Source organism: Sulfitobacter sp. DSM 110093, from assembly GCF_022788715.1.
Taxonomy (GTDB): domain Bacteria; phylum Pseudomonadota; class Alphaproteobacteria; order Rhodobacterales; family Rhodobacteraceae; genus Sulfitobacter.
Genome location: NZ_CP085167.1, coordinates 2,436,880 through 2,449,198 on the forward strand (window position 1 = coordinate 2,436,880; position 12,319 = coordinate 2,449,198).

Below are 12,319 nucleotides of genomic sequence, written 5' to 3' on the forward strand. Positions count from 1 at the left end.
ACAGATGCGATGCGGACCAAATTGCGCCCTAGGCCTGAAGGAGTGGTTAACCCGCCGGCCGGAACAGCCGCGCAACAGCGTTCGCTGCGCCGCGGCGTGTTTTGCCTTGAAGTTTTCGCACAAAAATGCCCCTCTGCACGCAACAATGTTAGGTGGCCGATGCGCCGCCCTGCCTAAGGAGCCCTACATGACCGCCACAACCCGCCCGCTGCGTTCCGTTCTCTATATCCCCGGTTCCAAGCCTCGCGCGCTCGACAAAGCACGCGGTTTGGCCTGTGATGCGGTGATTTTTGACCTAGAAGATGCCGTTTCCCCGGATGAGAAGGCCACCGCACGAGAAACTTTGGCTGAGGCGCTTGCTACAGGCGGCTACGGCGCACGGATGCGGGTGGTGCGGATCAACGGGCTGGATACCGAATGGGGGGCGGATGACGCCCGCGCCGCCGCGGCGATGAAGCCCGATGCGATTCTGCTACCCAAAGTCGGCTCCCCTGCCGACCTCGAAGCGCTGACCGAGATCGTCGGCGACATCCCCCTCTGGGCGATGATGGAAACCCCCGGCGCCATGCTCAACGCCGCCGCCATCGCTGGACACCGCCAGTTGCAGGCCATGGTCATGGGCACCAATGATCTGGCGAAAGACCTGCAAACCCGCTTCCGCCCCGACCGCCTGCCGCTGATCACCGGCCTTGGCCTTTGCTTGCTGGCCGCCAAGGCGCATGGTGTGGCGATCATCGACGGGGTGTATAACGCGTTCAAGGATGACGACGGGCTGCGCGCCGAATGCGACCAAGGTCGCGACATGGGCTTTGACGGCAAGACGCTGATCCACCCGGCACAGCTCGACATCGCCAATGCCGCCTTCACCCCATCGGAGGAGGAAGCCGCCCTCGCCCGCCGCCAGATCGACGCATACGAAGAGGCACAGGCGGCAGGCCAAGGCGTCGCCGTGGTCGATGGCAAGATCGTCGAAAATCTCCATGTTGCCACGGCCCGCGAAACACTGGCAAAACTGGATGCAATTGCAGCCATGAGCCCGGAGCCCTCGCCATGACAATCCTTATCATCGGTTTGATCCTTTGGATCGCCGCCCATCTGTTTAAACGCCTGATGCCCGGCCCCCGCGCGCAGATGGGCACTGCTGGCCGTGGCGCGGTGGCGCTGGCGCTTATCGTGGCGCTTGCGCTGATCATCTGGGGCTACCGCAGCGCAGAGTTCATCCCGGTCTGGAATCCGCCTGCATTCCTCACGCACATCAACAACCTGCTGATGGTGCTGGCCTTCTGGGCCTTCGGCTCAAGTGCAGCCAAAGGTGCCAAAGCATGGCCTGCCTATAAAACCCGCCACCCGCAACTGCTGGCCGTGAAAATCTGGGCCACGGCGCACCTGCTGGTTAACGGTGATCTCGCCTCGATCCTGCTGTTCGGCACAATGCTGGGCTGGGCGGTCAGCGAAGTGATCTTGATTAACCGCGCTGACCCCGCTTGGACCGCCCCGCCTCGCGCTGGCCGCCCGACCTATATCCGCCTGATCGTCATCTCTACGATCATGTTCGTCCTCGTCGCCGGCATTCACACATGGCTCGGCGTTATCCCCTTTCCCAATTGATCCGGAGCCTCCCATGAAAGTTTACCGCTTCCTTTCCGAAGAAGACACGTCCGCCTTTTGCCACAAGGTCACTGATGCACTGAACAAAGGCTGGGAGCTTTACGGCTCCCCGACCCAGACATGGGACCACAAAGCCGGGATCATGCGCTGTGGCCAAGCCGTGGTAAAGGACGCGCCCGGCACCTATTCGCCCGACACCAAACTGGGCGAACAGTGATGAGTAAAACCAATCGCGGCCGCTTTTTCGAGGATTACCAACTGGGCGAGGTGCTGCACCACGCAGTGCCCCGCACGGTTGGAGAGGGCGAACGCGCACTCTATCATGCGCTATATCCCGCGCGTCACGCGCTTTATTCGGCGGATAGCTTTGCCCAATCTTGCGGGCTAAAGGCCAGCCCGCTTGACGATATGATCGCCTTTCACATCGTCTTTGGCAAAACCGTGCCCGATGTTTCGCTCAACGCGGTGGCCAACCTTGGCTATGCGCAAGGCCGCTGGCTAACGCCCGTCTGGCCCGGTGACACGCTGCGCGCTGAAAGCGAAGTCATCGGCCTCAAGCAAAACTCCAACGGCAAGACTGGTGTGGTCTGGGTCCGCACCACCGGGCTGAACCAACACAACGAGAAGGTCTTGGAATACGTCCGCTGGGTGATGGTGCGCAAAGGCGATCTGGACGCTGCCGCGCCCCAGACAACCGTGCCTGACCTGCCCGACGCCCTGACCGCGGATCAGCTAAAACTGCCCGAGGGTCTGAACTTTACCGACTACGACTTTGCCCAAGCCGGAGAGCCGCACCGCTGGGGCGACTATGAGGTGGGCGAAAAGGTCGACCACGTGGACGGTGTGACGGTTGAAGAAGCCGAGCACATGATCGCCACGCGCCTATGGCAGAACACCGCGAAAGTGCATTTCGACACATCCGCACGGCCCGATGGGTCGCGGTTGATCTACGGCGGCCATGTTATCTCAATGGCGCGGGCGCTGTCGTTCAACGGATTGGCCAATGCGCAGATGATCGTGGGGCTGAACGGTGGGGCCCATGCGAACCCCTGCCTATCGGGCGACACGATCCGCGCGTGGACCGAAGTCCTCGACAAAGCCGAGACAGCAGCCCCCGGCGTCGGCGCGATCCGACTGCGGCTGGTGGCCACCAAAGGGGGCACCCCTTTTGAGTTACGCGATGAAGCAGGCAAATACCGCTCAGAGGTTCTTCTTGACCTCGATTATTGGGCGCTCATGCCGCGCTGAAATATCGGCCCGACCAGACGGTCGGGCCACCTATCCCCCCTAATACAAGCAAAAATCAGCCGATTCGGACGGGCTGAGCAGATTTGTGATCACACGCATTTGACGTGTGATCACAAATGACATTTTTAGCTGGTCAAACCAGACTTTCTCCGAAAAAACCCTTACAGGAACGAGAGTCACCCCCATACTACGGGGCAACTGGAACAGAAACGGGACCGTTTTTCATGAACATCCACGAATATCAGGCGAAAGCCCTCCTGCGCAGCTATGGCGCCCCTGTCTCCGACGGCCGTGTCGTGCTCAAGGCCGAAGACGCCAAGACCGCCGCTGGTGAGATGGACGGCCCGCTTTGGGTGGTCAAAGCGCAGATCCACGCAGGTGGCCGCGGCAAAGGCAGCTTCAAAGAAGCCGGTGCTGGCGAAAAGGGCGGCGTGCGCCTGACCAAATCCGTGGAAGAAGCGGCAGAAGAAGCCAAAAAGATGCTGGGCAAGACGCTGGTGACACACCAGACCGGCCCCGCAGGCAAACAGGTTAACCGCATCTACATCGAAGACGGCTCCGACATTGAGCGTGAGTTGTACCTTGCCCTGCTGGTCGACCGTCAGACCAGCCGTATCTCCTTTGTCTGCTCCACCGAAGGCGGCATGGACATCGAAGAAGTCGCCGACGCGACACCTGAGAAAATCCTCAGCTTCTCCGTCGATCCGGCCACCGGCTACCAGCCCTACCATGGCCGCCGCGTCGCGTTTTCGCTGGGCCTCGAAGGCACGGCTGTCAAGCAGTGCGTCAAGCTGATGGGTCAGCTTTACCAAGCCTTCCTCGACAAAGACATGGAGATGCTGGAGATCAACCCGTTGATCGTCATGCCCGGCAACGATCTGAAAGTGCTCGACGCGAAAGTCAGCTTTGACGGCAACGCAATGTACCGCCAGCCCGACGTCGCCAACCTGCGCGACGAGACCGAGGAAGACTCCAAGGAACTCGAGGCCTCCAAGTATGACCTGAACTACATCGCGCTCGACGGTGAGATCGGCTGCATGGTCAACGGCGCGGGTCTTGCGATGGCGACCATGGACATCATCAAGCTCTACGGTGCCGAGCCTGCCAACTTCCTCGACGTGGGCGGCGGTGCGACCAAAGAGAAAGTCACCGAAGCCTTTAAAATCATCACCTCCGATGACAACGTCAAGGGCATCCTCGTGAACATCTTCGGCGGCATCATGCGCTGTGACGTCATCGCCGAAGGCGTTGTCGCTGCGGTGAAAGAAGTCGGCCTGAAAGTGCCACTGGTTGTCCGTCTCGAAGGCACCAACGTCGAAGAAGGCAAAGCGATCATCAACAACTCCGGTCTTGATGTCATCGCCGCTGACGACCTGAAAGACGGCGCTCAGAAAATCGTGAAAGCGGTTAAGGGCTAAACCCCTTTTTCCGGCCACTCCCGCTCGGCCCCTGTGCCGATGGGGGTGGCCGTTATTCCCGTTCTTGCCGCCCTGCTGCGGCAAGGGCAAATGCGACGAAGCCACGCCGCGCAAACCCAAGGATGCAACGAGGTCAGCATGGATCAATCCCCTAAATCCTCTCCCGTTCTCGCGGGTATTGCGCTATTGGGGGCCGGGCTTTTGATCCGGCAATGGCATCCTGACGCCTTGCGTCTGCCCGAACCTGAAAACAAGAAACGCCTCGACCGGGGGCTGCCCCGCGCGGCGCGTAAATCGCGTGACGGTTTGGCGATGATCCTACCCTCCAACCTCACCGGCTCTATTGGCCGCAGCTTGATGGTGATGGGTGCTGGTCTGCTGACCCTGCGTGCGCTCGATTTCCTCGCTGATGATAACGAGCGTCTCTACTGATGTCGCTGATGCCATCCCTCCTTCTGACGGGCCTTTTGGCCTCTCCCGCTTTTGGCGGGCCAGAAGAGGTGGCAATCTCAAGCTTTAACGACTGGTGTTTCAAGGCGGGCCAGACCAAGGCGCAGGCCCGCGCCAATACGGACGCCGATACTGCATCATTCACCCTCACCTTCTGGGACGACAGCCTAGAGCCACGCCCCAATGATGCCCCGCGCGGGGTAGAGCGACGCTGCGAAGTGGCTTTTGACGGCGACCATACCGCTGCTGCCATCACTGCGCTGCGCACACAGATGGCGACACCTCCGGTCTTTGGTGATCCGATCCCCCTGCCCGAGACACATAACGCCACCCCCGGCACCGCCCTGATTGAGGGCCGTGAATTGCTGCGTGGTCGCGTGGCCGTCGTCCATGTCGGCACGCGCAATGCGGTCGGTAAGGCGCAGACTTTCATGGCGGTGGACCGGCTCTACGATGGGCTTGGCTTGCCCAAGGCGGTGTCGCAATGACCGCAAACGCACTTCTGCAAAGCGATTGCCTTCGCGGCTGTCCGGCCTGTGATTGCGCCGAAGCCAAGCCGTTGCCGCACTACGCACCCGCGCCTTGGTTGATTGGCACCTGCGAGAATTGCGGGCTGACTTACTTGCGCAACCCGCCAGCCTATGAGGCGCTGCAAGAAGAATTCGCATGGGAAAAGACCTATGTAGCCAAGAAAACGGCCTCGCGCGGGTCCACCGCCTTTAGCCCCTATGCCCGCAAGCTGCGCCAAAAACTGCGAATGTACCGCGACAAAACCAACTCCTTTCGGCACTGGTTCAATGACGGGCATGTGCTGGATATCGGCTGTGGCGGTGGCAGGCGCGTGACCCCGCCAATGACCCCATACGGCATTGAACTTTCTAACGAATTGCACCGGATCGCTGACCAGAACATGCAGGCGGCGGGGGGCTATTGTCTGCATGGAGCGGGGGCCCAGACGATCTGGAAGTTCCCCGAACAGCAGTTCGACGGCATCTTGATGTTCTCTTATCTAGAGCATGAAACCGACGTTATGTCGGTGTTGCGCGGTGCGTTCCGTGCCCTGAAAGACAGCGGTCGCCTGTTCATTCGTGTGCCCAACTTCGGCTCGCTCAACCGCCGGATGATCGGCGCGAAATGGTGTGGCTTCCGCCATCCTGACCACGTCAATTACTTTACTCTCGCCACCTTGCGCGACACGGTTGCGCGTGCCGGGTTCACTGCTCAGCTTGTGAATACTGTTACGCTGCCGGTGGATGATAATATCTCAGTCCTGCTGCGGAAGGAGGGTATATGACACTCGCGTCTCACGCCCGCTTCAGCGGTTGGACCCTTTTGCTGACGCTCGTACTGGCCTTTGCCATGCAGATGTTCACCGTTAACACGCTGCCCGTCGCCACCCAAGATAGCTTGCTGGCCGAAGGTGGCTTTTACGAAAGCCTTTCGGTTGTGGGCTATATCCTATGCATCGCCGTGCTGGTCTGGACTTTGCGCGGCGCGGTGCTGCGGGTCTGGTATCTGCCACTGGTGCTGGCCGTCATGGCCGCGCGTGAACTGGACCTCGACAAGTCGCTCTTTACCCGTGGCCTGTTCAAGGCGCGGCAATATACCGGCGACAATGTACCATTGGGCGGACGGCTGATCGCCGCGCTGATCCTTGCGCTGATCGTCTTTGCGATCCTGCTAATGCTATGGCGCCACGCCCGCCCCTTTATGGCCGACCTCTTTCAGGGCCGCGCTTGGGCTGGGGCGCTACTGCTGGGGATCGGCTTCACCGTCGCTTACAAACTGCTCGACGGCATCGCCCGGAAACTTGCCCCGTTGGGGATCGAGGTTTCCGCCGATGCCGAACGCACTGCCTTTGTCGTCGAGGAGATCGGGGAGCTTGGCATCCCGGTCATGTTCCTCGCCGCTATCCTGCTGTGGCCCGGCACCCCGCCAACCACAGCGCATCCCACCAACCGGGCGCATCGCGTCTGACGCCCCCGGGGCCCGCCCCCGGGATTAAATATCACCGACCAAGGAAGAAATCATGGCCGTACTAGTCAACGAAAACACCAAAGTCATCTGTCAGGGTCTGACCGGCTCGCAGGGGACGTTCCACACCGAACAGGCCATCGCCTATGGCACCAAGATGGTTGGCGGCGTCACGCCCGGCAAAGGCGGTCAGACGCACCTTGACCTGCCCGTGTTCAACTCCGTCCACGAAGCCAAACATGTGACCGAGGCGAATGCTTCGGTGATCTACGTGCCGCCCCCCTTCGCGGCAGATTCGATCCTTGAGGCGATCGACGCCGAGATGGAGCTGATCGTCTGCATCACCGAAGGCATCCCGGTTCTCGACATGGCACGCGTGGCCCGCGCGCTGGAAGGCTCCAAATCCCGCCTGATCGGCCCGAACTGCCCCGGTGTCATCACGCCTGACGCCTGCAAAATCGGCATCATGCCGGGCCACATCCACCGCCGCGGCTCCGTCGGCGTTGTATCGCGCTCGGGCACGCTGACCTATGAAGCGGTCAAGCAGACCACCGACATGGGCCTTGGCCAATCTTCTGCTGTCGGCATCGGCGGCGACCCGATCAAAGGGACCGAGCATATCGACGTGCTGGAAATGTTCCTTGCCGACCCCGAAACACAGTCGATCATCATGATCGGCGAAATCGGCGGCTCCGCCGAAGAGGAAGCGGCACAGTTCCTTGCCGACGAGAAGAAAAAAGGCCGCTGGAAGCCGACCGCTGGTTTCATCGCAGGCCGCACGGCCCCTCCCGGCCGCCGCATGGGCCACGCAGGCGCGATTGTCGCCGGTGGTAAAGGCGACGCGGAGAGCAAAATCGAAGCGATGAAAGCTGCCGGTATCGTTGTGGCAGACAGCCCCGCGACGCTGGGCGAAGCGGTCAAAGAAGCGATCGACAAGGGCTAAAGCCCCTCCGGTCTTGCGGTGCCTCTTGGGGTGCCGCAAGACCCCACGACCCTATGCCTACGGTCCCAACCCACACGAGGTACTCTCATGACCGACCAACCCGCCAACGAACAATTCCGCGCCTCCTCCTTCATGGAAGGCGAAAACGCAGAGTATCTTGAGGCCATGTACGCCCGCTATGCCAACGACCCCAATGCGGTCGACGACGCTTGGCAGGAATTTTTCGCGGCGATGGGCGATGACGCCGAGACCGCACAGGCAGAGGCCGCTGGCCCCTCTTGGGCGCGGCCCGATTGGCCCCCCGCCCCCGCAGGCGAAGTCATGGGCGCGCTGACCGGTGTTTGGCCCCAACCCGAAGAGGCGAAATCCGCTGGCGACAAGATCAAAGCCAAGGCCGCTGAGAAGGGTGTCGAAGTTTCCACCGATCAAATCCGCGGCGCCGTACTGGACAGTATCCGCGCGTTGATGTTGATCCGCGCCTACCGCATCCGGGGCCATCTGGCTGCCTCGCTTGACCCGCTTGGCATGCGCGACATGGGCAACCAACCCGAGCTTGACCCTAAATCCTACGGCTTCACTGATGCCGACATGGATCGTCCGATCTTTATCGACAATGTGCTGGGCCTCGAAGTGGCCACGATGAAGCAGATCGTCGACATCGTGCGCTCGACCTACTGTGGCACCTTCGCGCTGCAATACATGCATATCTCGGACCCAGAGCAGGCCGGTTGGCTGAAAGAGCGGATCGAGGGCTACGGCAAGGAAATCCAATTTACCAAGGAAGGCCGCAAGGCGATCCTGAGCAAGCTGGTCGAAGCCGAAGGTTTCGAGAAGTTCCTGCACGTCAAATACATGGGCACCAAGCGTTTCGGTCTTGATGGCGGCGAAAGCCTTGTCCCGGCGATGGAGCAGATCATCAAACGCGGCGGCCAGTTGGGCGTCAAAGACATCGTGATCGGCATGCCCCACCGGGGCCGCTTGTCGGTGCTCGCCAATGTGATGCAAAAACCCTACCGGGCGATCTTTAACGAATTTCAGGGCGGCAGCTTCAAACCCGAAGATGTCGACGGCTCTGGCGATGTGAAATACCACCTCGGCGCGTCTTCTGACCGCGAGTTCGACGGCAATTCCGTCCACCTGTCGCTGACCGCCAACCCCAGCCACCTCGAAGCAGTGAACCCCGTCGTACTGGGCAAGGTCCGCGCCAAGCAGGACCAACTGAACGACGAAGACCGGACCGCCGTGATGCCGATCCTGCTGCACGGCGACGCGGCCTTCGCGGGTCAAGGTGTTGTGGCCGAATGTTTCGCACTTTCGGGCCTCAAGGGTCACAAGACCGGCGGTACCATGCATATCGTGGTGAACAACCAGATCGGTTTCACCACCGCGCCGCATTTCTCGCGCTCCTCGCCCTACCCAACTGACAACGCGCTGGTGGTCGAGGCACCGATCTTCCACGTTAACGGCGATGATCCCGAAGCGGTCGTTCACGCCGCACGCGTGGCCACCGAATTCCGCCAGAAGTTCCACAAGGACGTGGTCATCGATATCTTCTGCTACCGCCGCTTTGGTCATAACGAAGGCGACGAGCCGATGTTCACCAACCCGGTGATGTACAAGAGCATCAAGAAGCAAAAGACCACGCTCAGCCTTTATACCGAACGTTTGGTCAAAGATGGTCTGATCCCTGAGGGCGAGATCGAGGACATGAAATCCGCGTTCCAGAAACAACTGGGCGAAGAGTTTGAGGCCGGTAAAGAATACCGCCCTAACAAGGCCGATTGGCTGGACGGCAAATGGTCCGGCATGGACAAAAAGAAAAAGTCCTACCAACGCGGCAAGACGGCCATCGCGCCCGAAACGATGGAACAGGTTGGCAAGGCGCTGACCACTGCGCCTGATGGGTTCCCGCTGCACAAGACGATCGGTCGTCTGATGGAAGCCAAAAAGCAGATGTTCGACAGCGGCGAAGGGTTTGACTGGGCCACGGCCGAAGCTTTGGCCTTCGGCTCGCTCCAAACCGAAGGCTACAAAGTGCGCCTGTCAGGCCAAGACAGCACGCGCGGCACCTTCAGCCAGCGGCACTCGGCCTTTATCAATCAAGACAACGAAGACCGCTACTACCCGCTGAACCATATCCGCGAAGGTCAGGCCGAGTATGAGGTCATCGACTCCATGCTCAGCGAATATGCGGTGCTGGGGTTTGAGTATGGCTACAGCCTCGCCGAACCCAATGCGCTGACGCTCTGGGAAGCGCAGTTTGGTGACTTCGCCAACGGTGCGCAGATCATGTTCGACCAGTTTATCTCAAGCGGTGAAAGCAAATGGCTGCGTATGTCCGGCCTCGTTTGCCTGATGCCGCATGGCTATGAGGGTCAGGGGCCAGAGCACTCCTCCGCCCGTCTGGAACGTTTCCTCACCATGTGTGGTGGCGACAACTGGATCGTGGCGAACTGCACCACGCCCGCCAACTACTTCCACATCCTGCGCCGCCAGCTGCACCGCAGCTACCGCAAGCCGCTGATGTTGATGACACCCAAATCCTTGCTGCGCCACAAACTTGCGGTCAGCAAGGCCGAGGAATTCACCACCGGCTCCAGCTTCCACCGGGTGTTGTGGGATGACGCGCAGCACGGCAACTCCGACACCAAACTGGTCGCGGATGACAAGATCAAGCGCGTGGTGATGTGTTCAGGCAAGGTCTATTACGACCTGCTGGAAGAGCGTGACGCCCGCGGCATCGACGATGTCTACATCCTGCGGTTCGAACAGTTCTACCCCTTCCCCGCGCAATCCGCGGTCAGAGAGTTGGAGCGTTTCAAAGGGGCCGAGATGATCTGGTGCCAAGAAGAACCTAAAAACCAAGGTGCCTGGTCCTTTATCGAGCCCAACATCGAATGGGTTCTGGGCCGCATCGACGCCAAACATGGCCGCGCCTCCTATGTGGGCCGCGCCACCGCCGCCTCGCCCGCCACGGGTCTGGCCAGCCAGCACAAAGCACAACAAGCCGCCCTCGTCGACGAGGCGCTGACCATCAAAGGAAACTAAGACCATGACAAGCGAAGTACGCGTACCCACGCTGGGCGAATCCGTCACCGAAGCCACCGTTGCCACATGGTTCAAGAAACCCGGCGATACAGTCGCGGTAGATGAAATGCTCTGCGAACTGGAAACCGACAAGGTCACCGTCGAAGTGCCCAGCCCCGTAGCTGGCACCCTGAGCGAGATTGTTGCTCAAGAGGGTGACACCGTCGGCGTCGACGCCCTGCTGGCCAATGTCAGCGAAGGTGACAGCGGCAGCGATGCGGCCCCCAAAGCCAAAGAAGCCACCAAAGATGACGAGGCTGCCTCTCAATCCGACCGTGGCGGCGATGCGCCCAAGTCGATCGACGCAGGCTCTGCCGATGTGGCCGCCCGCGAGGGCGAAACCACCGAGGTCAAAGTGCCAACACTGGGCGAGTCGGTCACCGAAGCGACCGTTAGCACTTGGTTCAAGAAAGTCGGCGACAAGGTCGAAGCCGACGAGATGCTCTGCGAGTTGGAAACCGACAAAGTCAGCGTCGAAGTGCCCTCGCCCGCCGCTGGCGTATTGGCCGAGATCCTCGCCGAAGAAGGTAGCACAGTTGAAGCCTCTGCTACGCTGGCCGTTCTGACCTCCGGTTCCGGTGCTGCCGCCCCGAAAGGCGAAGACGCCAAATCCGGCGCCGGTGCCGCGCCTGAGACCAAAGCCGCAGATGGCAAAGACGTCGAAGACGCGCCTTCCGCCAAGAAAGCCATGGCCGAAGCGGGCATCAGCCGCGATCAGGTGACAGGCTCGGGCCGCGATGGCCGCGTGATGAAGGAAGACGTGGCCAAGGCCGTCGCCGCCGGCACCTCCGCCGCGCCGAAAGCCGAAGCGAAGCCCGCCGCACCGCGCGCCGCTTCTGCCCCTGACGACGCGTCCCGCGAAGAGCGGGTCAAGATGACCCGTCTCAAGCAGACCATGGCGCGCCGCCTCAAGGAAGCGCAGAACACCGCCGCGATCCTGACCACCTTCAACGAAGTCGACATGACCGAGGTCATGGAGCTGCGGAACACCTACAAGGCTGATTTCGAAAAGAAACACGGCGTCCGCATGGGCTTCATGTCCTTCTTCACCAAAGCCTGCTGCCACGCGCTGAAAGAAATCCCCGAGGTCAACGCCGAGATCGACGGCACCGACATCATCTACAAGAACTACGTCCACATGGGTGTCGCCGCAGGCACGCCCACGGGCCTTGTGGTGCCGGTGATCAAAGACGCCGACGCGATGTCCTTCGCCGAGATCGAAAAGGCCGTGAACGCCATGGGCAAAAAGGCCCGTGACGGCAAGCTGACCATGGGCGACATGACCGGCGGCACCTTCACCATCTCCAACGGTGGCGTCTACGGCTCGCTGATGACCGCACCCATCCTGAACCCGCCACAGTCCGGTATCCTCGGCATGGCGAAAATTCAGGACCGCCCGATGGCGATCAACGGCGAGGTCGTCATCCGTCCGATGATGTATATCTCGCTCAGCTACGACCACCGGATCATCGACGGCAAAGGCGCTGTAACCTTCCTCGTCCGCGTCAAAGAGATGCTCGAAGATCCGCGCCGCCTGTTGATGGATCTGTGATATGGTGGGCGGGGGGCAACCCCCGCCCTATCTACCTGT

The 12,319-nt window shown here is 60.8% G+C and carries 12 protein-coding genes; all 12 read left to right on the forward strand.

Going from position 1 to position 12,319, the window contains the following annotated elements:
* Positions 1 to 187 precede the first annotated feature (187 nt).
* The 12 genes from DSM110093_RS11980 (at position 188) to odhB (ending at position 12,280) form a co-directional block, all read left to right on the forward strand.
* A complete protein-coding gene (locus DSM110093_RS11980; protein WP_243265298.1) occupies positions 188 to 1,054 on the forward strand; it encodes a CoA ester lyase in 867 nt (288 codons plus the stop codon).
* Positions 1,051 to 1,608 carry an NnrU family protein gene (locus DSM110093_RS11985; protein WP_243265299.1) on the forward strand — a complete coding sequence of 186 codons (558 nt, stop codon included), beginning with the start codon at positions 1,051 to 1,053 and terminating at the stop codon, positions 1,606 to 1,608. The genes DSM110093_RS11980 and DSM110093_RS11985 overlap by 4 nt, the downstream gene beginning before the upstream one ends.
* Before the next feature lie 13 nt (positions 1,609 to 1,621).
* Positions 1,622 to 1,825, forward strand: a complete 204-nt coding sequence (locus tag DSM110093_RS11990) for a DUF1737 domain-containing protein (RefSeq protein WP_243265300.1) — start codon at positions 1,622 to 1,624, stop codon at positions 1,823 to 1,825.
* A complete protein-coding gene (locus DSM110093_RS11995) occupies positions 1,825 to 2,856 on the forward strand; it encodes a MaoC family dehydratase (RefSeq protein ID WP_243265301.1) in 1,032 nt (343 codons plus the stop codon). The genes DSM110093_RS11990 and DSM110093_RS11995 overlap by 1 nt, the downstream gene beginning before the upstream one ends.
* Positions 2,857 to 3,080: 224 nt before the next feature.
* A complete protein-coding gene (gene sucC / locus DSM110093_RS12000; protein ID WP_243265302.1) occupies positions 3,081 to 4,274 on the forward strand; it encodes an ADP-forming succinate--CoA ligase subunit beta in 1,194 nt (397 codons plus the stop codon).
* A 138-nt stretch (positions 4,275 to 4,412) separates the two neighbouring features.
* Positions 4,413 to 4,706 (forward strand): hypothetical protein, encoded by a 294-nt coding sequence (locus tag DSM110093_RS12005; RefSeq protein WP_243265303.1) that lies wholly within the window; start codon positions 4,413 to 4,415, stop codon positions 4,704 to 4,706.
* Between the two features lie 8 nt (positions 4,707 to 4,714).
* The gene (locus DSM110093_RS12010) at positions 4,715 to 5,212 is read left to right on the forward strand and encodes a hypothetical protein (protein ID WP_243265304.1); all 498 of its coding nucleotides are present in this window, start codon (positions 4,715 to 4,717) and stop codon (positions 5,210 to 5,212) included.
* A complete protein-coding gene (locus tag DSM110093_RS12015) occupies positions 5,209 to 6,018 on the forward strand; it encodes a class I SAM-dependent methyltransferase (protein WP_243265305.1) in 810 nt (269 codons plus the stop codon). The genes DSM110093_RS12010 and DSM110093_RS12015 overlap by 4 nt, the downstream gene beginning before the upstream one ends.
* Positions 6,015 to 6,701, forward strand: coding sequence for a hypothetical protein (locus DSM110093_RS12020; protein ID WP_243265306.1), 687 nt, complete (start codon positions 6,015 to 6,017; stop codon positions 6,699 to 6,701). Before DSM110093_RS12015 ends, DSM110093_RS12020 begins: the two co-directional genes overlap by 4 nt.
* Before the next feature lie 52 nt (positions 6,702 to 6,753).
* Complete coding sequence (gene sucD, locus DSM110093_RS12025) at positions 6,754 to 7,641, forward strand: succinate--CoA ligase subunit alpha (RefSeq protein ID WP_243265307.1); 888 nt, start codon at positions 6,754 to 6,756, stop codon at positions 7,639 to 7,641.
* Between the two features lie 87 nt (positions 7,642 to 7,728).
* Positions 7,729 to 10,689 carry a 2-oxoglutarate dehydrogenase E1 component gene (locus DSM110093_RS12030; RefSeq protein ID WP_243265308.1) on the forward strand — a complete coding sequence of 987 codons (2,961 nt, stop codon included), beginning with the start codon at positions 7,729 to 7,731 and terminating at the stop codon, positions 10,687 to 10,689.
* A 4-nt stretch (positions 10,690 to 10,693) separates the two neighbouring features.
* Positions 10,694 to 12,280 carry a 2-oxoglutarate dehydrogenase complex dihydrolipoyllysine-residue succinyltransferase gene (gene odhB, locus DSM110093_RS12035; protein ID WP_243265309.1) on the forward strand — a complete coding sequence of 529 codons (1,587 nt, stop codon included), beginning with the start codon at positions 10,694 to 10,696 and terminating at the stop codon, positions 12,278 to 12,280.
* The last annotated feature ends 39 nt before the right edge of the window (positions 12,281 to 12,319 follow it).

Excerpts from the sequence above, each read along its gene's own strand:
- sucD (WP_243265307.1), top strand. The coding sequence starts at position 6,754 with ATGGCCGTACTAGTCAACGAAAACACCAAAGTCATCTGTCAGGGTCTG.
- DSM110093_RS12020 (WP_243265306.1), top strand. The coding sequence starts at position 6,015 with ATGACACTCGCGTCTCACGCCCGCTTCAGCGGTTGGACCCTTTTGCTG.
- DSM110093_RS12005 (WP_243265303.1), top strand. The coding sequence starts at position 4,413 with ATGGATCAATCCCCTAAATCCTCTCCCGTTCTCGCGGGTATTGCGCTA.
- DSM110093_RS11990 (WP_243265300.1), top strand. The coding sequence starts at position 1,622 with ATGAAAGTTTACCGCTTCCTTTCCGAAGAAGACACGTCCGCCTTTTGC.
- sucC (WP_243265302.1), top strand. The coding sequence starts at position 3,081 with ATGAACATCCACGAATATCAGGCGAAAGCCCTCCTGCGCAGCTATGGC.
- DSM110093_RS11995 (WP_243265301.1), top strand. The coding sequence starts at position 1,825 with ATGAGTAAAACCAATCGCGGCCGCTTTTTCGAGGATTACCAACTGGGC.
- odhB (WP_243265309.1), top strand. The coding sequence starts at position 10,694 with ATGACAAGCGAAGTACGCGTACCCACGCTGGGCGAATCCGTCACCGAA.
- DSM110093_RS11985 (WP_243265299.1), top strand. The coding sequence starts at position 1,051 with ATGACAATCCTTATCATCGGTTTGATCCTTTGGATCGCCGCCCATCTG.
- DSM110093_RS11980 (WP_243265298.1), top strand. The coding sequence starts at position 188 with ATGACCGCCACAACCCGCCCGCTGCGTTCCGTTCTCTATATCCCCGGT.
- DSM110093_RS12015 (WP_243265305.1), top strand. The coding sequence starts at position 5,209 with ATGACCGCAAACGCACTTCTGCAAAGCGATTGCCTTCGCGGCTGTCCG.
- DSM110093_RS12030 (WP_243265308.1), top strand. The coding sequence starts at position 7,729 with ATGACCGACCAACCCGCCAACGAACAATTCCGCGCCTCCTCCTTCATG.
- DSM110093_RS12010 (WP_243265304.1), top strand. The coding sequence starts at position 4,715 with ATGCCATCCCTCCTTCTGACGGGCCTTTTGGCCTCTCCCGCTTTTGGC.